This window comes from Paraglaciecola aquimarina (assembly GCF_032464635.1).
Taxonomy (GTDB): domain Bacteria; phylum Pseudomonadota; class Gammaproteobacteria; order Enterobacterales; family Alteromonadaceae; genus Paraglaciecola; species Paraglaciecola aquimarina.
In genome coordinates this window covers 500,544-523,965 of record NZ_JAWDIO010000002.1, presented here as the reverse complement: position 1 = coordinate 523,965, position 23,422 = coordinate 500,544, and the positions used below count along the sequence as shown (strand labels likewise).

The window sequence follows — 23,422 nt, the reverse complement described above, 5'->3', positions numbered from 1 at the left end:
CAAGTAGTGCGGACGTCGTATAGTGGTAATACCTTAGCCTTCCAAGCTAATGCTGCGAGTTCGATTCTCGCCGTCCGCTCCATTTTTGTGAAATGCTGATATGGCTCAGTTGGTAGAGCGCACCCTTGGTAAGGGTGAGGTCGGCAGTTCGAATCTGCCTATCAGCACCACACATTTCTCTCCCCATCTCAATCTAAAAAATTTATCTTAATGTACTTTGCTGGGGAATAGACAATGGCAAAAGAAAAGTTTGAACGTACTAAACCGCATGTAAACGTCGGTACTATCGGCCACGTTGACCACGGTAAAACAACATTAACAGCTGCAATCACAACTGTACTAGCTAAAACTTACGGTGGTGCTGCATCGGCATTCGATCAAATCGATAACGCTCCAGAAGAGCGTGAGCGTGGTATTACTATTTCAACGTCTCACGTTGAATATGATACTCCTACTCGTCACTACGCCCACGTAGATTGTCCTGGACACGCCGATTATGTTAAAAACATGATTACTGGTGCTGCTCAAATGGACGGCGCGATTTTGGTTGTTGCTGCAACAGATGGTCCTATGCCACAAACACGTGAGCACATCTTGTTAGGTCGTCAGGTTGGCGTTCCTTACATGGTTGTTTTCATGAACAAATGTGACATGGTTGACGACGAAGAATTACTAGAATTGGTAGAAATGGAAGTACGTGAATTACTTTCTGAATACGAATTCCTTGGTGACGACCTTCCAGTTATCCAAGGTTCTGCGCTTAAAGCCCTAGAAGGCGAAGCAGAATGGGAAGCGAAAATTGTAGAACTAGCAGAAGCGCTAGATTCATACATCCCAGAGCCAGAGCGTGACGTTGATAAGCCTTTCCTACTTCCAATTGAAGATGTTTTCTCAATCTCTGGTCGTGGTACGGTTGTAACAGGTCGTGTTGAGCGTGGTATTTTACGCACAGGTGACGAAGTAGAAATCGTTGGTATCAAAGATACAATGAAGTCTACTTGTACTGGTGTTGAAATGTTCCGTAAGCTTCTAGACGAAGGTCGTGCTGGTGAGAACGTTGGTGCCCTTTTACGTGGAACTAAGCGTGAAGAAGTTGAACGTGGTCAAGTACTAGCTAAGCCTGGTTCAATCAACCCACACACTAACTTCGAAGCAGAAGTATATGTATTGTCTAAAGATGAAGGTGGCCGTCATACTCCATTCTTCAAAGGTTACCGTCCACAGTTCTACTTCCGTACAACTGACGTAACAGGTGCTGTAGAGCTTCCTGAAGGCGTAGAAATGGTCATGCCTTGGCGACAACTTGAAATTCAAAGTTGAGCTAATCAACCCAATCGCGATGGACGAAGGTTTACGCTTCGCAATCCGTGAAGGTGGCCGTACTGTTGGTGCTGGCGTAGTAGCTAAAATCCTTTAATAGTTTAGCTATTAACTGATTCAAGAAAGGTCACTTCGGTGGCCTTTTTTTATGGCTGCCGCTGTAAGCTTTAGATTATTGCCCGAGGTTAAATCTCATCATTCCTGCCATCAGCATGCAGGAATAACGTATAAGCCAGAATCGGTTAGCTTTAATTACCTGTCATTAATGTAATCAACAATGTAATCAAGATGCAATGTAATCAAGACACCCATCACAATGTAATCAAGATGTAATCAAGACACCCATCACTAAATTTGATGGTCATCCTAATGGGAGCTACCTTTATGAGGGTCTTAATAAGCTCTCTTTTATGTGTGTCTTAATAAGCTGTCATAAACTAGCTGTCTGGAATTCAACATGGCGTGGTTAATCTGCAGTCACACCACAACCCCCGTCATCCCTGCATGCTGTTAGCAGGGATCCAGCCTTTGCTTTTCACGACTTGCTTGGCTCTACTTTCTATTTACCCATTTAATCAAAACACCCATAGCTAAATTCTACGATAGCCCTTACGAGGTTTATCTTTATGGGTGTCTCAATAAGCTTGATAGCCCTTACGAGGTTTATCTTTATGGGTGTCTCAATAAGCTTGTTTATCAGATTACTCGATATAGAATAAATAACTACAATAACCCCTAGTGAAATTTCAGTATTCAAATCAAATAAAGTGGAAATATGCAATGCAATATAGTGTGTTAGGTAGTAGTGGTGAGCGGGTATCTCGGGTGTGTTTGGGCAGTATGACTTGGGGCATGCAAAATAATCAACAGGATGCGGATCAACAAATTGACTATGCATTGGCTCAGGGCGTTAATTTTATTGATACTGCTGAAATGTACGCTGTGCCTCCTTCTGAGGAAACTTACGGTGCGACCGAAACGATTATAGGTCATTGGATAGCAGCGAACCCTGACAGGCGTAAAGATATATTTCTTGCTACAAAAATTACCGGTGTTGGTTTACCTTATATTCGAGGTGGTGCAAAAATTAGCGGTGAGTCGATTATTCAGGCTGTAGATGGTTCGTTAAAACGTTTACAAACTGACTATATTGACTTGTTTCAACTGCATTGGCCTAATCGTACCTCTCCTCATTTTGCTAAACATTGGCCGGGCAAAATTTCATTTACTGACGTAGATTCCGCTAGTGAAGAAAGCGAAATGTTAGAAATTCTTCAAGCGCTAGATATGTGTATTAAAGCCGGAAAAATACGTTTCTGTGGTCTGTCAGATGACACGCCTTGGGGGATCAATACCTATCTTAAATTGAGTGCGCGACATGGATTACCTAAAATGGTGTCTATCCAAAATGAGTTTAGTTTGTTGCATGCTAAAGACTGGCCTTATTTAATTGAAAACTGTGTACATGAAGATTTAGCCTATTTACCTTGGTCGCCATTAGCTGGCGGCATTTTGAGTGGCAAGTATCTAAATGGAAAGCTTCCTGTTGGATCTCGTTGGACTTTCTCTCAACGAAATGGCATTTTTCGCGATACACCTGCGGTACACGCTGCTACCAGTAAGTATGTAGATATTGCCAATACTCATAAATTGACACCGTCACAACTAGCATTAGCCTAGAGTGTGATCAAGTGGACGGCGTTACCTCAACCATTATTGGTGCTACGAGTTTGGCGCAGTTACAGGAAAACATAGAGGCGTTTGACATTGCCTTGTCAGACCAAGCTATGGCTGAAATTCAACAAGTGTTTACTGAATTTCCGCTACCATTTTAATTGACTTTTGGGCCGCGCAATCTGGCTGTACTCACTCTCAACACAACGCATAGAGCTAGCGGCAGATGTTACGGTATTGCCCTGCATTTTTATTGGGTGAATGAATACTTTCCCTTGGGAGGTCTAATACCAAGCGATGTTAAATTTACAGTATTTGATATTTACATTAATTCCTATCAGCAATGGTAGAGTAAACATTGGCTTTGATGGAGGAGTGTAGGTAAAAATGGAATAGTTAACCTGAATCCTGGATAAGCTGAGCCTCTGGATAACGCTCTTTTTGTGTTTAGCAGTATTGGATTGTTTGGCTTAAACGATACTTATTATCCAAAGCTCAGGTTAGTTACAATTTGATGCAAAGGAGGGCTATGTAAAAGTGTCGAGATATTTTACGCTATGGCGTAAACCCATCTTTGTGATAACCAATAAGAAATAGAGCTTATGATACCAATAAAAAATAGAACAAAAATTTCAGCTGCTATGCTTTTGCTAGCATCTTCATTTGCAAGCAACGCCACGGTCGTTGAAATTCGTACCTCTTTGGGCAATATTCAAGTCAATCTATTTGATGAAACCACGCCAAAAACGGTGGAGAACTTTCTGAGTTATGTCAATTCTGGAGCTTATGCTAGCAATGTTGTACATCGCTCTGTACCTGGTTTTGTCATCCAAGCAGGTGGTTTTAGTTATACAGGGCCAGTTGAAGCTGAGAACGGTTTTACATTAGACAGTGTCGAGACTGGCGATAGTGTGATGAATGAACCTAAATTGTCGAACGTAAGAGGTACTATTGCAATGGCCAAAGGCAGTGACCCTGATAGTGCTAGATCGCAGTGGTTTATTAACTTAGCAGACAATGCAAATAGTTTAGATCGTGTCACGAATGCGGGAGGATTTACCGTTTTTGGGCAAGTACTTGGCGATGGCATGGATGTGGCAGATGACATTGCCAGTCAGACCATTATTCAATATGGGTCACCTTTTGCTCAAGTCCCAATCCGCAATTATACGCAAAGCGATGTTGATAATCAGGTTGCGGTAACCGATGACAACTTAATCGTGATTTCAGATATTGTGGTGATAGATGAAACAGTTGTGACTCATCCAGAAATTGTGCCCACCGAAAATACTTTGATTGATGCGCCTACATCTGGCGGCGGTACTGATAATGGAGGCTCTGGTGGCGGCGCGTTTGGTTGGTTAATAGGCGTTGCTGCGCTTGGATTAAGCCGTTATTTCAAGCCCCAAAAGCTATCTTTGATGAAAATGTGATACTTCTGTGAGGATTTAACTTTAGCTAACACGCATACTAGCTAGTATATTTATTTATCTGGTATCAATTATGTGTGTTGCTAAAGTTAAGCATTTAAGCCTGTTATTTTTTACTGCAATGGTTATATCAAGCTGTGGTGGTGGCTCAGATTCTGCTGCTCCTGTGATATCTAACCCGCCTATTCAACCGACCACACCCACAGAACCCGAACCTTCGGAACCAACGGTCTTAACCGGACAATTTATTGATTCAGCTGTACAAGGACTCGCGTTTCACACTGCAAGTCAGTCGGGCACAACCGACGCGGATGGATATTTTAGTTATGTGGCAGGCGAGACGGTGACATTCTCCATTGGCGATCTGGACTTTCCGCCGGTTATGGCAAAACAGCGCTTAACGCCTCTAGATGTATTTGCCGTCACCGATTTGGAGGATGTGCGGGTACAGAACATGGCTCGATTATTACAAACTCTAGATGTTGACGGTATGCCAGCTAATGGTATTACGATTAGCGACGACGCCCACAATCAAGCAATGGGAGTGACAGTAGATTTTGCTAGTGATGACTTTGCCCAGCAAGTGGAGAGCGTTGTGGCAAACGCTGGCGCAGCTAACACTAGTTTGATTACTAGCCAAGCGGCGATTGATCATCTGAGATTATCTTTAGCGAATATATCTGCGAATAGCGGTAGTTGCGCAACTGCTACTGCAAAACAAGGTTATGTGGGAGAGTTCAGCACTTTGGCTCATGAGGTGTCTGGTTTTGCACGAATAGTTGATAATTGCACGATTGAAGTAAGTATGTTTAATTTTGATGGTCAGGCACCGAATGTGCGCTTTTATGGTGGCCTTAATTCTACTTTTACTGGGCCAGATTCATTTGGGATTGGCCAACGTATTGAGGGTCAGCGATATGCCAATGAAACAATTATATTGCGTTTACCGTCGGGTAAGACGATGGAAGATTTAGATAGTTTGAGCGTATGGTGCGTAGACTTTAACGCTGATTTTGGCAGCCTCGTTTTTACTAAGCCCTAAAATCGAACAAATAGAATTGCCATAAAAAAGCCTCAATCGATATTTCGATTGAGGCTGTTAACTATTTATTTCAGTGAATTATTTTATTTCTAGTAATTCAACTTCAAATATTAGTGTTGAGTCTGGGCCGATTGTTGGAGCACTGCCTCGTTGACCGTATGCCAGATCACTTGGAATTGTTAATTCAAATTTTGAACCAACCTTCATTAATTGTAATGCTTCAGTCCAACCTTTAATAACACCTGTTAATGGGAACTCAGCTGGCTGACCACGATCGTAAGAACTGTCAAATACTGTACCGTCAATTAAGGTACCTTTGTAATGAACTTTTACGGTGCTATCTTCTGTTGGTTTTTCACCTTCACCGGCCACTAGCTCTTTATACTGCAAACCGCTTTCAGTAACGTTAACGCCGTCTTTCTTCGCATTAGCTTCTAAGTAAGCCGTACCTTCAGCAATGTTCTTGGCGCTTGCTTCGGCTTGGGCCGCTTGTTGTTTTGCTTGTGCTTTCGCTTGCATGGTTTGGATGGCTGTTTGAATTTCTTCTTGTGAAAGTCGAGACTCTTTATCTGCTTCGATATCTGCAATCGCCATAGAGAAAGCGTTAAGATCTAAAGCAATACCATCTCTTTTAAACTGGCCCGCTAAGTTAGTACCTACGATATAACTTAACTTTTGCTCTAAAGAAGCTAACGCCGGATCAGATGCGGCATCTGCGGCTGTGGCAGTAGTTTCTGCTGCTTTGTCAGCTCCAGCTTCTGTGGTTGTTTTGTCGCCACCGCAAGCTGCTAGAAATAAAGATGATGCCGTTAATAAGGCAAGAGATTTTAATTTCATTAAATGTCCTAAATGTTTGAGGAAGGTTTATAGAGATATCTAAACTGGCCATGATTTAAGGTTAATAAAGATAAGATTAATTTACACTAGCAATACAATGCGGTTACAAGTATCAATATTCAAGGGGCAAAACTTGATTAGATCAAAAAAGCCCTATTAATTTTCATTAATAGGGCTTTTACATAACGCTTAAGCGGTAACTAAAGATTTATTTTTTAGCAGCTTCGCGCTCTTTTGTATCTGCAATAACTTTCTCTGCAACAGCATTTGGACAAGGGCTGTAGTGAGAGAATTCCATTGAGAATTGACCACGACCAGAAGTCATAGTACGTAAGCTTCCGATATAACCAAACATCTCTGAAAGAGGTACATCCGCTTTAACACGTACACCAGTTGCACCGGCTTCTTGATCTTTAATCATACCGCGACGACGATTCAAATCACCAATAACGTCACCAACATGGTCGTCTGGCGTAAATACGTCAACTTTCATGATTGGTTCAATTAACTGAGGACCAGCTTTAGGAATTGATTGACGGAATGCACCTTTAGCTGCGATTTCAAATGCTACTGCAGATGAGTCAACTGCGTGGAATCCACCGTCGAATAATTCAACTTCAACATCTAATACAGGGAAACCAGCTAGTACACCAGTATCCATCATGCCTTTAAAGCCTTTCTCGATAGCTGGGAAGAATTCTTTAGGTACGTTACCGCCCACAACAGTTGATGTGAAAGTAAAGCCTGAGTTTGCTTCGCCCGGTTTGATACGGTAATCAATTTTACCGAACTGACCAGAACCACCAGATTGTTTCTTATGAGTATAAGAATCTTCAACTTCAGCAGTGATTGTTTCACGATAAGCAACTTGAGGTTGACCTACTTCTAAGTCAACGCCGTACGTACGCTTAAGGATATCTACTTTGATATCTAAGTGAAGTTCACCCATACCAGATAAAATTGTTTCACCAGAATCTTCATCTGTTTCAACTCGGAAAGTAGGATCTTCAGCTACCATTTTACCGATGGCAATACCCATTTTCTCAGTTGAACCTTTATCTTTAGGCTTAACAGAGATTGAAATTACTGGCTCTGGGAATACCATAGCTTCTAGGATGATTGGATCTTTTGGATCACACAAAGTGTGGCCAGTTTGAACATTACTCTTCATACCTACGATAGCAATGATGTCACCCGCTTGCGCGCTGTTCAATTCATTACGGTCATCAGCCTGCATTTCACACATACGACCGATACGTTCAGTTTTACCTGTCGCAGCGTTAAGGATTGTGTCGCCTTTCTTAAGTGTACCTGAGTAGATACGAACGAAAGTAAGTGCGCCAAAACGGTCATCAGTAATTTTAAATGCTAATGCTTTAAATGTTTCGTCTGGAGAAACAAGAGCGTGCTTACCAGTTGGCTCACCTTCTTCATCAGTTAGAGGCTGAGGATCAACTTCAGTTGGAGACGGTAAATAATCAACTACCGCATCAAGAACTAGCTGAACGCCTTTATTCTTAAACGCAGAACCACAGTAAGTTGGGAAGAAGTCCATTGTACGTGTACCTTTACGGATACAACGTTTGATGTCTTCAATAGATGGTTCTTCACCGTCCATATAAGCCATCATCAGATCGTCATCTTGCTCAACAGCAGTTTCGATTAACTGTTCGCGATACTCTTCTACTTTATCAACCATGTCCGCAGGAACATCTTCGATTTTGTAGTTTTCTGGAAGACCCGTGTCATCCCATACGTATGCTTTACGGCTAAGTAGGTCAACAACACCAACAAAATCGTCTTCTATACCAATTGGTAAAACCATTACCAATGGGTTAGCAGCCAATACGTCTTTAGTTTGCTTAACTACGCGGTAAAAATCAGCACCCATACGGTCTAATTTGTTTACGAAGATAATACGTGCAACTTCTGAGTCATTCGCATAACGCCAGTTAGTTTCTGATTGTGGCTCTACACCACCAGAACCACAGAATACACCAATACCGCCGTCCAATACTTTAAGTGAACGATAAACTTCTACTGTGAAGTCAACGTGCCCAGGAGTATCGATTACGTTAAAGCGGTGATCTTTCCAAAAACAAGTTACAGCAGCTGATTGGATAGTAATACCACGCTCGGCTTCTTGTTCCATGAAATCGGTAGTAGATTCACCGTCATGAACTTCACCAGTTTTATGGATTTGACCAGTTAGTTTAAGGATTCTTTCTGTTGTGGTCGTTTTACCCGCGTCAACGTGGGCGAAAATACCAATATTTCTATATTTTGATAAATCTTTCATTATTCCAACTTCAATATGAGTAAAAATTGCGCGGGATTATACAAGAAAAATAAACTAAAAGAACTATATTTCTATTAAGACATCGGCATTACTCGATTTCTACCTAAACGCTTTGCCTCGTATAGTTGTTTATCTGCTGTTTCAATCAATGTTAATGGGTTCATACCTTTTGATAATTCAGCTACGCCCATTGAGGCTGTAATGTCTCCCAGTATTTTTCCTGAACGCCTGTCCTTTACGGCAATTTTTTCAATCCCTTGGCGCATAGACTCTGCCATACTCCTTGGCTTTAGCAAAATTTGCATTGGGTACAATTATGGCAAACTCTTCGCCACCAAACCTAAAAGCTTGGGCGCCATCTCGACAAGTTGCCTGCAACTTTTTGGCTGTGGCTTTTAACACTAAATCGCCCATGACGTGACCATAGTTGTCATTTATTTTTTTGAAGTGATCTAAGTCGACTATTATTAGGCACAAGTTTGAGTGCTGTGACAGACTGGCAAGCTCCTCTTCGAAATAGCGCCTGTTGCATAAACCGGTTAGCGCATCATAAAGCGCTTGCTGCTGGCTTTGCTCTAATTGTCCTCTTAGTGTCTCTATTTCGGTTTTGGCTTCGGTGAGGGCGGCGTTAAAACTAATGGTACTGCGACGAATATTTTGTGTGTCTTTGACTAAATTGCGTACCAAGGCCATCACTTCTTCGATAGATAGACCTTCTTTTTCTACTTTGCTTAAATCGTCGACAGATTTATCCATGGTTTTTTTGAAATGAGTGGTTTCGATATGGGTATCTTTTAACGACTGGGTTAATTCAATTAGCATGGCTTCAATTGATTGGCGCAATCCCCATGCGGTGACTTCTTCTTTGTCGGCAATAAAACTGCGATACAATTCTTTGGTTTTTAACTCAGTAATTTTTACGTTATTTTCTAATGCGTAATTAATATTAGAATTCAATTCTGCTGATTCGTTGTTGACATAGGTGTACCAAAGCGCGTAGTTGGTGGGAACCGCTGGAATTTTGTGCTTCAACATTAGAGGAATGGTTTGCTTCAATGTCGCGAACGACTTTTCTAATTTATTATCGGCCATTAAATATCCCTCTTCTTAATTTGCTGTATAAATAGATAAATTACCCAATCAGATCAAAGTAGCTAAGTTACTCAATTGTTGAAAGTTATTGCTTTGCGCCTGAGTTAGTTGAACATATTACTAGCTCACTGTAAGTTTAAAAATCATTTATTCACTTTATTGTTGCTACAGATATTTTTCAAAGGGCACAATTGTGGTTGTGTAACATATATGAAGGGAAAGATTGACATGTTTCGCAGTGTTTACTTTTTATTGATTTTCGGTTGGGTCAGCAGTGCGCTAGCTAATCAAGCGTTGCAGAAGCCTGTTGCAGAAGCATTGGTGCCCCTGCCTAGTCATTGGCAACAATTGCATATCGATAATCCTGTGTTTGGTGGGCAAGTGCATGTTATCGAAACAGGTGAGAGGCAAAACAAAACGCTTATTCTGGTGCATGGCCTGGGTTATAGCGGCCTTAGAGATTGGCTTGATGTGATCGCGAGTTTAGAAGCAGATTATCATATTGTGGCTTTAGATTTACCCGGCTTTGGTGAATCAGATAGTACTTCGTTACAGTTGGCTCCAGAGCGCTACGCTGATTTATTAAAGTGGTTGATACCGCAATTCACCAAGCAAAAAGTGACCGTAATTGGGCATTCAATGGGGGGAGCGATTAGCTTACGTTTTACCGCGACTTATCCCAATATGGTGGAAAAACTGATTATGGTTGATACTGCAGGTGTACTCCATCGTTCTGCTTTTGTGCGGCATATGACCCAAATGCCTAGGCGTTACGAGTGGTTAGCCAACTATCAAAAGAACTTTAGTATTGTCGACGAGGCGGTGAATCAATTTAATCGTATTGTAAATCAGGTCAGTGGCTCTGTTTTACGTGAGTTAGATAAGTTACCCGACCCGACCCAAGTGCTAATCGACAATAAACTTGCCCAACAATACGCCTATAAAGATCGCCCCACTTTAAATGCCGCAATTGGGTTAATTAATGAAGACTTTTCTTCTGCTATCAATCAGTTTACGACTCCGACGCATATCATCTGGGGGGAATTTGATCAGGTGGCCCCGCTACGAACTGGGCAGCTATTAGCCTATCAGTTAGAGAACGCTCAGCTTCACGTGGTCAAAGACGCTGGGCATGTGCCAATGAAAGATAAAACTCGGGATTTCATGCAAAAACTAACTTTTGCATTGCAACAACCTCCTATTCCTGCCGACAAATATTTGGCTAAATACAGCGCTGAAAAAGAAGATTTGTTTTGCCAAAATCAAACAGATAAATCCTATAGCGGTGAATACAGAAATGTGTACATTTTAGGTTGTCGCTATATTACCTTAGATAAATTATCGGCCCGCAATTTGATCATTAAAAATTCAGAGGTCACCATGAGTGAAGTCAATCTTAACTCTAATGGCACAGCAGTTAAAATTGAAAAGTCTTTTGTTACTATGACCAACGTGAATTTACATGGTGCGACTGCCATCCAGCTAGAAGGCAGTACCTTGGATGTTGCAGGGGCTAAAATGCAGAGTTCGGCAAATACTATTAACGTGATAGCTGACTCGTTAATTTATCTTTCTGTGAGTGAAAAAGAGCAAGCTGGGTACAAACAGTTTTTACATGGCATATCTCAAGGCGACGCCTTTCGCTTAAAATAAGTACGCTTATTATGGTGAATGTGCATCGCGAAGTATTGCTTTTGTGTGAACTGCACAATATGATTCTTGGGAGCGAGTCGCCGTGATAAGCAAGCATAAGTGTTTGCATTTACAGCCCTATTTTTAAATTATCAAAAAAGGACCACAAATGAAAAAGATGACAATTGTTGTTTTAAGCAGTGTTTTATTCTTCTCGGCATTCACAGCAGGAGCGGCACCAGCAAAATCAGAGAAACAAGCCAATCAAGCTGTAGAATTTCGTCAAGCGATTCTAAAGTTAGTTAAAAGTAATGTTGGTGCGTTAGGCGCCATGAATAAAGGTGCGATACCTTTTGATGCTGAAACACTGAAAACGAATGGAATGCGTCTTGAGCAGCTATCATTGATGTTAGAAGATTATTTTGCAACTGATACTAGTGGTTTTGATACTGATACAGAAGCATTGGATAAAATTTGGAAAAATCAGGCTGACTTTAATAGCAAAGCAAATGATTTAACTAAAGCGGCGGCTAAACTACAAGCGGTGGCAGCAAGTGGTAATGAAGGCCAATATAAAAGTGCAATCGGTGATATTTTTAAAACCTGTAAAGGTTGCCACGATAGTTACAAAAAAGACTAATCTAATCCCGATCTCCGGTTAGTCTTATTCGCTGATAAGCAATACTCATTTTAAAGGGCTGTTTGGTTTTACTAAACAGCCCTTTTTGTTGTATCTCATTGTTTGAAATCACGAATGTATTAGTAGTAAAAATCATCTTCTGGGATAGGGGGATTGATTTCTACCAGCCAATAAACAAATACAGCTACGACCACCATTAGTATTACTGCTTTTAGTAGCTGGGAATTAGCAATTGCCTGTTGCTCAGTGACGACTTTCTTACCATTAAACATTGGTCGTATCAGGTCATGTTTTAGCGCGAATTTGTACCAAAGAATTGCGACTATATGGATAGCAACAAATATCCACAGAAAACTAAAGGTTTGATGATGCAACCACTGCAATGTCTTTTGCACCGAGCTACTTACCGAATCATAATATGGCCCTGAATGGACTATGTCATCTGATGTAAACAAACCTGTCACAGCTTGTATTCCCACCAAAGTTAACACTAACGGCAGCATTAAGCCGCCTACAGGGTTGTGACCAATGGTAGAGGTATCTTCTCTATTCATCAGTGCGCGAAGATAAGCTAGCATGGCTTTAGGACCCGCAATAAAGCTGCTAAATTTGGCGTACTTGGTCCCAATGAAGCCCCAAATTAACCTGAATATGATCAAGCCTAAGATAAAGTAACCAAGGTAAAAGTGAAAATCCATGGCGTTCTCTATGACTTCGGCTGTGAACCACTGCACCACTAGCGATATTGCTAATATCCAGTGAAATAAGCGAACGGGTAAATCCCAAACAAGTCGTTTTTGCATAATGATGTATACCTAACTATTGATAAATTGAATCGCGGTTTTATTATGCCAGATTTATCAAGGCCAGTGACATACTGAATTCATGCCAGTTCAAAGAGATAAGTGCATCTCTTGTCGGTCAATTTTAAACGAACATATAATCTGCAGCACTCAAACTTAAACTTGCACGTAAAAGAGCGGCAACTAATTGTTAGCTACGAAGGATATTCCAACCCATTCAGTAAATCATCGATTTATGATTACTAATGGGGGAAACTTGCTCCACTGATAATTTGTACCTGCGCGATATCCGTATAACCATTAAGTAGTTTTACTATGCAATCTTGGGTTAGGGTACGCATACCGTCGCTCATAGCCTGCTCTTTCATCGTATTTACAGAAGCATGTTTGTAGACTAATGAGCGTAAGTTGTTGCTCATTGATAGTAATTCGTGAACGCCTGTTCTACCCCGATAACCTGTATCTGCACAGGCGCTACAGCCTTGTCCTTTGTACAACAAAATTTGCTCTGGTAGATTGAGTTCAGCAAGGTAGTTTTTGCCATATTGACGATGAATAAAAGCGATTTCTGCAGTCGTGGCAGGGTATTGTTCTTTGCAGCTTGGGCATATCGTCCTAATTAAGCGTTGGGCGAGGATCCCTACACACGCATCAGAAAAGTTAACAGGGTCCAAACCTAAGTCCAGCAAGCGGGTAATGGTTTCTGGGGCAGAGTTGGTGTGCAAGGTAGAAAATACCAAGTGCCCAGTCAGCGAGGCTTCGATACCCGCGTGAGCGGTTTCTTTATCGCGCATTTCTCCGATTAAAATAATATCTGGGTCGGCGCGTAAAAAGGCCCGTAAGGCATGGGCGAAGGTTAGGCCTATCTTAGGGCTGACTTGCACTTGTTGTAGTCCTGGTTGGGTTATCTCGACGGGATCTTCTGCGGTCCAAATTTTCTTATCTGGAGTGTTAATATGCCCTAAAATCCCGTGTAAAGTCGTTGTTTTACCAGATCCGGTAGGTCCAACTACCAAAATAATGCCATGGGGTTGTTGGATCAGCTCGGTTATTTTCGCTTGGTTAGTTGGGGACAAATTAAGTTTGTGGATCGGCATGGCGCCACCCGCAGCTAAAATACGCATGACCACCCCTTCTCCAGCTACAGTTGGAATGGTCGCCACCCTGACTTCAATTAACTGCCCAGATTTACGGAAAGCTAATTTGCCGTCCTGAGGAACGCGGTTTTCAGCAATATTCAAATTGGACATGATTTTTATACGAGCTATCACTGCATTGTGATGGGACGCTGGAATTTGCGTAATATCTCGACACACTCCGTCTATTCGCATTCTAACCCGTGTGGCGGCATTCTTTTCTGGATCAATGTGGATATCCGAAGCGTTTAATCGAGCTGCGTCGTGCAATACTCGACTGACCAACCTTACAACTGCTGGCGCATCGTCAGGCATTTCTTCGTTTAGTTCGTCGCTTTCTTCAGTGCTAGAACCTATTTCGTCGAGGATGTCGTCTATTGCTCCAGTGCCTTTACCTTCGTTAGCAGTTTCCCCTAAATACTGCAAAATTACACTCGGTAGGCTTACCGAGATGTCGTAACTGTCCATACTTAATGCACTTTCTATTTCCATCAACAGTGTAGCGTTGCTGGGCTCGGCCATTAGTACAATAGGTTTACCGCTTGTGTCAGTGATAATAGCGATGAGATTTCGTTTTAAATAAGACAGGTTTAATTTGCTTTCACTTTGATATAAATGATATTTGTCCGGTACGAATGGGATGTACGGCACTTGATAATGCACGGCTAATGCTAACCCCAATTCATCTTCAGGCACTTTATATTCTGCCATCAAACGCTGCGCAAGTTGCTTATTGTCGTGGCTAGACTGACTAAGCTGTTGTAGTGGTTTGGCATCTATTACTTGACGGTGCACCAAGTAATCAAAAGGCTCTCTGGTGCCCCCCAATTCGTAGCGAAACTTTTGCCCGAGTATGTCTGAAACTTTGGTGCTTAAAGATAAATCTACAGCAGAGAAGGCTCCGTCTATTTTATTAATAATTTGCAGTATCCCCATCACCACACCGGAGTCCAAGATAGGAACACAAATAATATTACGGGTCTTAAATGCTGAGCCCCTATCAAACTTTTCAGCAAAGTTAAGTTTTTTATGAATATTGGCTAATTCTATTTTGTCGTAGGGATTGTTTACCAACAAAGGCAACTGACTAAGCGCGACATAACCGGCAATGGACATTGGACTGATTGGTACGTTGATTTCTAAGGTCTCCGTGCCGGTTTTATACCGAGCTAGTAAATCTTGATGTTGACGTCGGCGCATAAAAATACTCATTCGTTCCGCCCCAAACCATTGCAATATAAATGGCTCGAGCTGTTGATAAGCATCCATAAGTGAAGGGTAAGATACAAGCAGTTGATTGATATATGTAAATTTTTCTTGGTCAGCGTCTGAGTTGGTCATTAGTGTCAGTTCTAATTTGGAGTAGACAAGCAAACTATAGTCCACTGCTAGCTAAGGACAACCCTTGTGCAGAGGGGAGAACACTGAAAAAGTCAACTCTGTTGATGATATGAACAATTTTCTGAAAAAATACTTGTCAAGGGTGTGGTTATCTGTATAATTCGCCGCCTCATTGTCTTAGCGGATAATGTTAGTTGGTCAGAACTAAAGTATAACTTTGTTTTCAAAGCACGTTAGTTCACAAAATACCAACAGAAAAAAACAGGGCCCCAATTGTGGGCTAATAGTTTACACGCATCCTCCTATCAATAGAAATTGATGGTGTGGATGATTTTTTTGTTCTTTCGATTGGAGCTAAATCGATGCCAAATCAAAGAATTCGCATTCGTTTGAAAGCGTTTGATCACAAGTTGATCGATCAGTCTACGGCTGAAATCGTTGAAACTGCGAAGCGTACAGGTGCTCAGGTTAGCGGTCCTATTCCACTACCTACACGCAAAGAGCGCTATACAATTCTTACTTCACCGCATGTTAATAAAGATGCACGTGACCAGTATGAGATTCGTACACATAAGCGTTTGGTAGATATCATTGAGCCTACTGATAAAACAGTAGACGCATTAATGAGATTGGACTTGGCTGCTGGTGTTGATGTTCAAATCAGCCTGGGCTAACAAGAGAGGGTTTTAACATGGCGATTGGTCTTATCGGTCGTAAAGTAGGAATGACGCGCATCTTCACTGAAGATGGTGTTTCAATTCCTGTGACTGTTATTGAAGCCACCCCGAACCGTGTTACTCAGTTACGTACTGAAGAAACCGACGGGTATAAGGCGCTTCAAGTAACCGCTGGCGACAAAAAAGCAAGCCGCGTCAACAAAGCTTCAGCAGGTCATTTTGCTAAAGCTGGCGTGGAAGCTGGTCGTGGTTTATGGGAGTTCCGTTTGGACGACAATGAAGGTGAAGGTATTGAAGTAGGCAGTGAAATCACTGTTGAAATCTTTAACGACACTAAATTAGTTGACGTTGCGGGTACTTCTAAAGGTAAAGGTTTCCAAGGTGCTATTAAGCGCTGGAACTTTAGCCACCAACGTAATACACATGGTAACTCATTGTCGCATCGCGCCCTTGGTTCGATTGGTCAAAACCAATCACCTGGTAAAGTTTTCAAAGGTAAGAAAATGGCCGGTCAGATGGGTAACAAGCGTGCAACAGTGCAGTCTTTAGACGTAGTACGAGTTGATGCTGAGAACAACCTTTTATTAGTAAAAGGTACCGTTCCTAGTGCAGCTGGTGGCGATGTCATTATCAAAGCTGCAGTTAAAGCGTAACGTCTGGGGAGTTAAGTGATGGAATTAGTATTGAAAGATGCGCAAAGCGCTCTTGAAGTATCCGAAGCAACCTTTGGACGTGATTTTAACGAAGCACTAGTACATCAAGTAGTAGTTGCATTCGGTGCAGGAGCTCGTCAGGGTTCTAAAGCACAAAAAACACGCTCTGAAGTACGCGGTGGTGGTGCCAAACCTTGGCGTCAAAAAGGAACTGGTCGTGCCCGTGCTGGTACAATCCGTAGTCCTATCTGGCGTTCTGGTGGTGTAACATTTGCTGCTAAGCCACAGGATCACAGCCAAAAGGTTAACAAAAAGATGTACCGTGGTGCGATACAAAGCATCCTTTCTGAATTGGTACGTCAAGAACGTTTAATCGTGGTTGAAAAATTTGAAGTTGAAGGACCTAAAACTAAGGCTTTACAGTCTAAGTTAGCGGCACTTGAGCTTAAAGATGTACTTATTGTTACGTCAGAAGTTGATGAGAACTTGTTCTTGTCTGCACGCAACCTTTATAAAGTTGATGTGCGTGATGTACAGGGTATTGACCCAGTAAGTCTTATTGCATTCGAAAAAGTATTGATGACTGCTGAAGCAGTTAAACAATTAGAGGAGTCGCTAGCATGATAAATGAAGAGCGTCTACTTAAGGTGCTATTAGCACCACATGTTTCTGAAAAAGCAACGCTATCTGCTGAAGTAAACAACACTGTTGTTTTGAAAGTAGCCAAAGATGCGAACAAAGAAGAAATCAAAGCAGCAGTTGAAAAACTGTTTGAAGTTGAAGTTAATTCTGTTCGTACCCTAAACGTTAAGGGTAAAACCAAGCGTCACGGTGCATCTTTCGGTAAGCGTAAAGACTGGAAAAAAGCTTACGTTGTGCTTAAAGAAGGTCAAGACATCGACTTTGCTGGCAGCGAAGGCTAAGAAGGGGATTAGATATGCCATTATTGAAAGCTAAGCCGACTTCTGCTGGTCGTCGTCACGTAGTTCAGGTTGTAAATCCTGATCTACACAAAGGCGCACCTTATGCTCCTTTGCTTGAGAAAAACAGCAAATCTGGTGGTCGTAACAACAATGGTCGCATTACCGTGCGTCACATTGGTGGTGGCCATAAGCATCATTATCGTGTTATCGATTTTAAGCGTAACAAAGATGGCATTCCAGCCAAAATTGAACGTTTAGAATATGATCCCAACCGTTCTGCAAACATCTGTTTGGTGTTATATGCAGATGGTGAACGTCGTTATATTTTAGCTCCTAAAGGCGCTAAAGCTGGTGACGCTATCCAGTCGGGTTCAGATGCACCAATTAAAGCAGGTAATACTTTGCCAATGCGTAACATTCCAGTAGGTACTACGGTACATGCTATTGAAATGAAGCCTGGTAAAGGTGCCCAAATTGCTCGTTCTGCAGGTGCTTACGCGCAGATCCTAGCTCGTGCCGAAGGTTATGTAACACTTCGTCTACGCTCAGGTGAAGTTCGTCGAGTATTAGCAGATTGCCGTGCCACCATTGGTGAAATCGGTAATGCAGAACACATGCTACGTTCACTTGGTAAAGCCGGTGCGAACAGATGGCGCGGTATCCGCCCAACTGTACGTGGTGTAGCCATGAACCCAGTAGATCACCCGCACGGTGGTGGTGAAGGTCGTACCTCTGGTGGCCGTCATCCAGTATCACCTTGGGGCGTGCCTACTAAGGGTAAGAAAACACGTAGTAACAAGCGTACTGATAAATTAATCGTACGTCGTCGTAATAAGTAACAGCGAGGATTCACCATGCCACGTTCTCTCAAGAAGGGTCCATTTATAGACCTACACTTGCTGAAGAAGGTCGAGGCTGCAGTGGAGAAAGGCGAGAAAAAACCAATTAAGACTTGGTCACGCCGCTCTATGATCATCCCAGATATGATTGGGTTGACCATTGCAGTCCATAACGGTCGCCAACACGTTCCTGTATTTGTCAGTGACGAAATGGTCGGCCACAAATTGGGCGAATTTGCTCCAACGCGTACTTACCGTGGCCATGTCGCGGATAAGAAAGCCAAGAGATAGGAAATAGATTATGGAAGCTTTTGCTAAACATCGTCATGCTCGTACCTCTGCTCAAAAGGCACGCTTGGTAGCAGATCAAATTCGTGGTTTACACGTTGAAAAAGCACTTGAAATTTTGGCTTATAGCCCGAAGAAAGGTGCGGATCTAGTTAAGAAAGTACTAGAATCAGCGATTGCGAACGCCGAACATAACGAAGGCGCAGATATTGACGAATTGACAGTATCTAAAATCTTCGTTGACGAAGGTCCAACTATGAAGCGTATCAAGACTCGAGCGAAAGGTCGTGCTGATCGTATATTTAAGCGTAGCAGTCACATCACTGTTGTTGTGTCTGATAACTAGGAGAAGATAATGGGACAGAAGGTACATCCTACGGGCATACGCCTGGGTATCAGCAAACCATGGACATCTACCTTGGTACGCTAATACTGCAGATTATGCGAATAACCTGTTTAATGACCATCAGGTACGTCAGTATCTGACTAAGGCACTTAAAAGTGCTTCACTTTCGAAATTGATTATCGAACGTCCAGCTAAAAGCATTCGTGTAACTATACACACTGCTCGCCCTGGTGTGGTAATTGGTAAAAAAGGTGAAGACGTTGAGAAGCTACGTAAGCACGTTTCTAAGCTAGCCGGTGTGCCAGCTCAGATCAACATTGCTGAAGTACGCAAGCCAGAGTTAGATGGTCAGCTAGTTGCGGATAGCATTGCTAGCCAACTAGAACGTCGTGTTATGTTCCGTCGTGCTATGAAGCGTGCGGTACAAAACGCAATGAGAATTGGTGCTAAAGGTATCAAAGTTGAAGTAAGCGGTCGTTTAGGCGGCGCTGAAATTGCTCGTTCAGAGTGGTATCGTGAAGGTCGTGTTCCATTACACACTTTCCGTGCAGATATCGACTATGCAACGTCAGAAGCAGCAACTCAATACGGTATCATTGGCGTAAAAGTATGGATCTTCAAAGGTGAAGTATTAGGTGGTTTACCACTTACTCACGAGCAGCCAGCTGCCGCACCTAAGAAGAAGGGCCGTGCTCCTAAGCGTGAGGGCTAATTATGTTACAACCTAAACGTATGAAGTTCCGTAAGATGCATAAAGGTCGTAACCGTGGCTTTGCCGCTGGTAGCGACGTTAGTTTCGGCACCTACGGGCTAAAAGCGGTTGGACGTGGTCGTATGACTGCTCGCCAAATCGAAGCAGCTCGTCGTGCAATGACTCGTGCAGTTAAACGTCAAGGTAAAATTTGGATTAGGGTTTTCCCTGATAAGCCAATTACTGAGAAGCCTCTAGAAGTGCGTCAAGGTAAAGGTAAAGGTAACGTTGAATATTGGGTTTGCCAAATTCAACCAAGGTCGTGTGCTATATGAAATGGAAGGTGTTCCAGAAGAGTTAGCTCGCGAAGCCTTTGAATTGGCTGCATCTAAATTGCCATTTAAAACTACTTTTGTAACTCGGACGGTGATGTAATGAAAGCCACAGAACTGAAAGAAAAAAGCGTAGAAGAATTGAACACAGAGCTATTAAATTTGCTTCGTGAACAATTCAACTTGCGTATGCAAGCGAGTACCGGTCAGCTTGAAAAAACTGACGGTCTTCGTAAAGTGCGTCGCAGTATCGCGCGTGTTAAAACCATTCTGACTGAAAAGGCTGCTGCGCCTTCTGTAGGAGCATAATATGACTGAACAAACTAGTCGTACAGTACAAGGTCGTGTGGTTAGCAATAAAATGGATAAAACCATTACTATTGCGGTAGAACGTAAAGTGAAACACCCAATTTATGGTAAGTTCATTAAACGCACTACTAAGCTACACGCACATGACGAAACTAACCAGTGCAACGAAGGTGACGTAGTAACAGTACGTGAATGTCGTCCTTTGTCTAAGTCTAAAAACTGGACTTTAGTAGACGTTATTACTAAAGCGTAATTGCTTAAGTAAACAATATTAGAAGGCGCTTATCGCAAGGTAAGCGCCTTTTTTATTACTTTTGTAAATAGTATCTGCTCACGGTAGAATTAGCATCAATGCCAACTGCATTAAGTAAATGTACACTCAGCGATAATTTCAATGCACATGATCCAGACGCTTGAATGAATAACTCGTTAGTAACAAAGAAGTCTCGTTCTTTTGAGTTTTAGCCACGCAGAGTATGTACTTTTAAAACAAGCCATGGGAACGCCCCAGCGAATTTTTGCACTAGGTTAATGGTATTTTAAAGGGAGCAATCATTCCTGCACACCGTTGCCTTGCTCAAAAAGCGCAGGCTCATTCTAGATGCTTAGTTGTTTAATTGCGTTGCTATAATTTATCTGATATCGCTATATTGACTGCATCTTCAAGGTGCTTTTTTGAGACTTGCAGGAACGACAGTAGTTAATGGAATCCACTTTTTTTAGTATTCAATCATCATCAATACATTTTGTTGAAGAGCACAAAAGTGCTTTGCAATGGGCTGGGCTGACAGCTAAATATCAACAAATATTTAGCCATCACCCAGCTAAAACTTGGCTGCTGTATGAGCCTGACAGTTTTATCTTCTCGGCCATATTTATGGCTCTGCTGAGCGCCGAAAAATCAGTGGTGTTACCACAAAATGGCCAGCCGGAGCATATTAAACATGTTAAAGAGTCTGTAGAGGCTAGCGTTGGCGATGTCAGTCTTCAACCTACAGTCCCATCTACTGTAGATTATCAGGCTGGGCCTCATATAGAGCTGCGTATTCCGCTCAGCTCTAATATTGCTTTTTATACATCAGGTTCTACCGGCGTACCTAAGGTTATTAACAAGCAGTATAAGTTGTTACAGCGAGAGGTAGATGTCCTAGAGACCGAATTTGCCAGTAAGGTTTCCGGTTCAACCTTTCTATCGACTGTACCTCACCAGCATATTTACGGCTTGTTGTTTAAAATGTTATGGCCAATGACTAAAGGGCACCGTTTGGTCAGTCAAGCATTCGAATACCCCGAACAGCTTGCCACAAAAATTAAGCTCGCAAAGTTAGAGAAGGTGACCATTGTTTCTAGTCCTGCACAGTTGCATAGAATGGCGCTAGATAACCCATTACTTCCGGTAAAAGAACAAGTCGAAACAATATTCTCGTCAGGGGGGCCATTGGATGCTAATAAGAACGTATCATTGCAAAAGTCGCTCACCTGCGAAATTGTCGAAGTATTTGGCAGTACCGAAACTGGTGGTATAGGTTGGCGACACAAACATCACCCCAATGACAATGACTGGCAAGCTTTTAACAACATAAAATTGGGCTATCAGCCAAATTGCGACTTGTTGGCCATTTCGTCTCCGTATATTGAACAAGACGTATATTATGCTGATGACAGAGTTGAAATAGTAGCTGATGATCGTTTCCGGGTGTTGGGGCGGGCCGATAGTGTTGTTAAAATCGAAGAGAAGCGAATTTCATTAGACGAAGTACAAGATCGACTTAAGCAACATGAGTTGGTGGATGATGCCTTTGTGGTCGTTATTGGCACAACTAGACGCAAATTAGCAGCGTTAATCGTATTGAACGGAGCGGGCCAGCAAGCTAGTCAAAAGCTGAAAAAGATTGAGCTTAATCATCTATTTAGAGATTTCTTGTCCAACTGGTATGAAGCCCTATTGCTACCAAAAAATATAGATATCCAATCGAATTACCCTATAATGCCAGAGGAAAATTAAGTAGATTGGAAGCGGAGTCTTATTTTGACTGAATATGTTTATCATGGAAAAGTAATCGCCACTGAAGTGACAGAGAGTAGTGTGACAATACAGCTCGATATCCCGGAAAACTTATATTACTTTGCAGGCCATTTTCCTTCCAATCCTGTACTTCCAGGCGTCGTGATGACTCATTGGGTAATGGAGTATTTAACGCAACACTATGCTGTTGATGCCGCCAAATTTATTGGTTTAGGCGCGTTAAAATTTCAAATTATTATTCGCCCTAAATATCAACTGACGCTAGTGTTAAAAAAACTCAATGACAAAAAGTACTCATTTAGTTATAGCTCAGAGCATGGGCAGCATGCGTCAGGTAAGGTCTTGTTTGCGTGACTTCAGAGTATTGTTTTGTTATCCCTAATTATAATCATGCTGACGTTATTGAAAGCACGATAGCCAGTCTTCAGTCTTTTCAAATGCCCATTATTTTAGTCGATGATGGTAGTAATATTGCAACCCAACAGGTGTTGGCTGATATTGATGATAAGTTCTCTAATGTTGTGCTTATTCGTAGAGAGCAAAACGGTGGTAAAGGGGCAGCAGTTGATACAGGGCTAAAAAAAGCCCATCAAATAGGGATGACCCATGCTTTGCAAGTCGACGCGGATGGTCAGCATAATTTAGCTGACGTTGAAAAACTATTGGCCGAATCTAGAGCTTTTCCTGATAGTTTGATTAGTGGTCGTCCAGTGTATGACGAAAGTATTTCAAAAGGCCGCTACTATGGTCGCTTTATTACGCACTTTTGGGTATGGATAGAAACATTGTCCTTGCAAATTAAAGACTCTATGTGTGGTTTTCGGGTATACCCACTCGCCGCTTATGTAAAATTAACCGATCATGTTAGCTTAGGACAACGGATGGACTACGACATAGAAGTGATGGTCAGGTTGTTTTGGCAAGGATTAACGGTGAGGTTTATTACTACCAAAGTACATTATCCAGAAGGCGGTATCTCTCATTTTAATGCTTTACATGACAATTGGCTAATTTCCAAAATGCATAGCAAACTTTTCTTTGGCATGCTGGTACGCAGTCCCAGCTTGTTATTACGACACTTTCAAAGGTAAA

20 protein-coding genes, 2 tRNA genes and 5 pseudogenes are annotated in these 23,422 nt (G+C 42.1%); 22 read left to right on the top strand and 5 right to left on the bottom strand.

Features of this window, described 5'->3' with window-relative positions:
- The first annotated feature begins 8 nt into the window (after positions 1 to 8).
- The 6 genes and pseudogenes from RS130_RS03225 to RS130_RS03200 all read left to right on the top strand — a co-directional run bounded on the left by RS130_RS03225 (position 9) and on the right by RS130_RS03200 (position 5,466).
- Positions 9 to 82: transfer RNA gene (locus RS130_RS03225), tRNA-Gly, on the top strand.
- Positions 83 to 94: 12 nt separating this feature from the next.
- Positions 95 to 170: transfer RNA gene (locus RS130_RS03220), tRNA-Thr, on the top strand.
- Between the two features lie 64 nt (positions 171 to 234).
- Positions 235 to 1,417 (top strand): annotated as a pseudogene (gene tuf, locus RS130_RS03215) (elongation factor Tu).
- Between the two features lie 683 nt (positions 1,418 to 2,100).
- A pseudogene (locus RS130_RS03210) lies at positions 2,101 to 3,155 on the top strand (aldo/keto reductase).
- Positions 3,156 to 3,596: 441 nt separating this feature from the next.
- Positions 3,597 to 4,427, top strand: coding sequence for a peptidylprolyl isomerase (locus RS130_RS03205; protein ID WP_316024767.1), 831 nt, complete (start codon positions 3,597 to 3,599; stop codon positions 4,425 to 4,427).
- A 70-nt stretch (positions 4,428 to 4,497) separates the two neighbouring features.
- Complete coding sequence (locus tag RS130_RS03200) at positions 4,498 to 5,466, top strand: DM13 domain-containing protein (RefSeq protein WP_316024766.1); 969 nt, start codon at positions 4,498 to 4,500, stop codon at positions 5,464 to 5,466.
- A gap of 78 nt (positions 5,467 to 5,544) precedes the next feature.
- Here the strand turns inward: RS130_RS03200 and bamJ are convergent, their stop codons facing one another.
- The 3 genes and pseudogenes from bamJ to RS130_RS03185 form a co-directional block, all read right to left on the bottom strand.
- Positions 5,545 to 6,303, bottom strand: a complete 759-nt coding sequence (gene bamJ / locus RS130_RS03195) for a BamJ family beta-barrel-assembly machinery protein (protein WP_316024765.1) — start codon at positions 6,301 to 6,303, stop codon at positions 5,545 to 5,547.
- A gap of 208 nt (positions 6,304 to 6,511) precedes the next feature.
- Positions 6,512 to 8,602: an elongation factor G gene (gene fusA, locus RS130_RS03190; RefSeq protein WP_316024764.1), complete on the bottom strand. Its 2,091-nt coding sequence runs from the start codon at positions 8,600 to 8,602 to the stop codon at positions 6,512 to 6,514.
- Positions 8,603 to 8,676: 74 nt separating this feature from the next.
- Positions 8,677 to 9,694 (bottom strand): annotated as a pseudogene (locus RS130_RS03185) (GGDEF domain-containing protein).
- A 228-nt stretch (positions 9,695 to 9,922) separates the two neighbouring features.
- On the opposite strand from RS130_RS03185, the gene RS130_RS03180 reads away from it, so the two are divergent.
- Both RS130_RS03180 and RS130_RS03175 read left to right on the top strand, forming a co-directional pair.
- Positions 9,923 to 11,347, top strand: a complete 1,425-nt coding sequence (locus RS130_RS03180; protein ID WP_316024763.1) for an alpha/beta fold hydrolase — start codon at positions 9,923 to 9,925, stop codon at positions 11,345 to 11,347.
- A 148-nt stretch (positions 11,348 to 11,495) separates the two neighbouring features.
- Positions 11,496 to 11,966: a c-type cytochrome gene (locus tag RS130_RS03175; protein WP_316024762.1), complete on the top strand. Its 471-nt coding sequence runs from the start codon at positions 11,496 to 11,498 to the stop codon at positions 11,964 to 11,966.
- A 119-nt stretch (positions 11,967 to 12,085) separates the two neighbouring features.
- Here the strand turns inward: RS130_RS03175 and RS130_RS03170 are convergent, their stop codons facing one another.
- Positions 12,086 to 12,769 (bottom strand): cytochrome b/b6 domain-containing protein, encoded by a 684-nt coding sequence (locus tag RS130_RS03170; RefSeq protein WP_316024761.1) that lies wholly within the window; start codon positions 12,767 to 12,769, stop codon positions 12,086 to 12,088.
- 242 nt (positions 12,770 to 13,011) lie between these two features.
- Positions 13,012 to 15,246, bottom strand: a complete 2,235-nt coding sequence (locus tag RS130_RS03165; RefSeq protein WP_316024760.1) for a GspE/PulE family protein — start codon at positions 15,244 to 15,246, stop codon at positions 13,012 to 13,014.
- Between the two features lie 362 nt (positions 15,247 to 15,608).
- On the opposite strand from RS130_RS03165, the gene rpsJ reads away from it, so the two are divergent.
- The 14 genes and pseudogenes from rpsJ to RS130_RS03095 all read left to right on the top strand — a co-directional run bounded on the left by rpsJ (position 15,609) and on the right by RS130_RS03095 (position 23,421).
- On the top strand, positions 15,609 to 15,920 hold the full coding sequence (gene rpsJ, locus RS130_RS03160; RefSeq protein ID WP_006992667.1) for a 30S ribosomal protein S10: 312 nt from the start codon (positions 15,609 to 15,611) through the stop codon (positions 15,918 to 15,920).
- Positions 15,921 to 15,937: 17 nt separating this feature from the next.
- Positions 15,938 to 16,576 (top strand): 50S ribosomal protein L3, encoded by a 639-nt coding sequence (gene rplC / locus RS130_RS03155; protein ID WP_316024759.1) that lies wholly within the window; start codon positions 15,938 to 15,940, stop codon positions 16,574 to 16,576.
- A gap of 18 nt (positions 16,577 to 16,594) precedes the next feature.
- Complete coding sequence (gene rplD, locus RS130_RS03150) at positions 16,595 to 17,200, top strand: 50S ribosomal protein L4 (protein WP_316024758.1); 606 nt, start codon at positions 16,595 to 16,597, stop codon at positions 17,198 to 17,200.
- The gene (rplW, locus tag RS130_RS03145) at positions 17,197 to 17,499 is read left to right on the top strand and encodes a 50S ribosomal protein L23 (RefSeq protein WP_316024757.1); all 303 of its coding nucleotides are present in this window, start codon (positions 17,197 to 17,199) and stop codon (positions 17,497 to 17,499) included. Before rplD ends, rplW begins: the two co-directional genes overlap by 4 nt.
- A gap of 14 nt (positions 17,500 to 17,513) precedes the next feature.
- Positions 17,514 to 18,338 carry a 50S ribosomal protein L2 gene (rplB, locus tag RS130_RS03140; RefSeq protein ID WP_316024756.1) on the top strand — a complete coding sequence of 275 codons (825 nt, stop codon included), beginning with the start codon at positions 17,514 to 17,516 and terminating at the stop codon, positions 18,336 to 18,338.
- A gap of 15 nt (positions 18,339 to 18,353) precedes the next feature.
- Positions 18,354 to 18,629 (top strand): 30S ribosomal protein S19, encoded by a 276-nt coding sequence (gene rpsS / locus RS130_RS03135; RefSeq protein ID WP_014107406.1) that lies wholly within the window; start codon positions 18,354 to 18,356, stop codon positions 18,627 to 18,629.
- Between the two features lie 10 nt (positions 18,630 to 18,639).
- Positions 18,640 to 18,972 (top strand): 50S ribosomal protein L22, encoded by a 333-nt coding sequence (gene rplV / locus RS130_RS03130; protein ID WP_316024755.1) that lies wholly within the window; start codon positions 18,640 to 18,642, stop codon positions 18,970 to 18,972.
- 9 nt (positions 18,973 to 18,981) lie between these two features.
- A pseudogene (gene rpsC / locus RS130_RS03125) lies at positions 18,982 to 19,684 on the top strand (30S ribosomal protein S3).
- 2 nt (positions 19,685 to 19,686) lie between these two features.
- A pseudogene (gene rplP, locus RS130_RS03120) lies at positions 19,687 to 20,098 on the top strand (50S ribosomal protein L16).
- The gene (gene rpmC / locus RS130_RS03115; protein ID WP_316024754.1) at positions 20,098 to 20,304 is read left to right on the top strand and encodes a 50S ribosomal protein L29; all 207 of its coding nucleotides are present in this window, start codon (positions 20,098 to 20,100) and stop codon (positions 20,302 to 20,304) included. The pseudogene rplP and the gene rpmC overlap by 1 nt, the downstream one beginning before the upstream one ends.
- A gap of 1 nt (position 20,305) precedes the next feature.
- Positions 20,306 to 20,557, top strand: a complete 252-nt coding sequence (gene rpsQ / locus RS130_RS03110) for a 30S ribosomal protein S17 (RefSeq protein WP_316024753.1) — start codon at positions 20,306 to 20,308, stop codon at positions 20,555 to 20,557.
- Positions 20,558 to 21,007: 450 nt separating this feature from the next.
- On the top strand, positions 21,008 to 22,309 hold the full coding sequence (locus RS130_RS03105; RefSeq protein ID WP_316024752.1) for an AMP-binding protein: 1,302 nt from the start codon (positions 21,008 to 21,010) through the stop codon (positions 22,307 to 22,309).
- A gap of 24 nt (positions 22,310 to 22,333) precedes the next feature.
- Positions 22,334 to 22,684 carry an ApeI family dehydratase gene (locus tag RS130_RS03100; protein WP_316024751.1) on the top strand — a complete coding sequence of 117 codons (351 nt, stop codon included), beginning with the start codon at positions 22,334 to 22,336 and terminating at the stop codon, positions 22,682 to 22,684.
- Positions 22,681 to 23,421, top strand: coding sequence for a glycosyltransferase family 2 protein (locus RS130_RS03095; RefSeq protein ID WP_316024750.1), 741 nt, complete (start codon positions 22,681 to 22,683; stop codon positions 23,419 to 23,421). Before RS130_RS03100 ends, RS130_RS03095 begins: the two co-directional genes overlap by 4 nt.
- Position 23,422 lies beyond the last annotated feature (1 nt).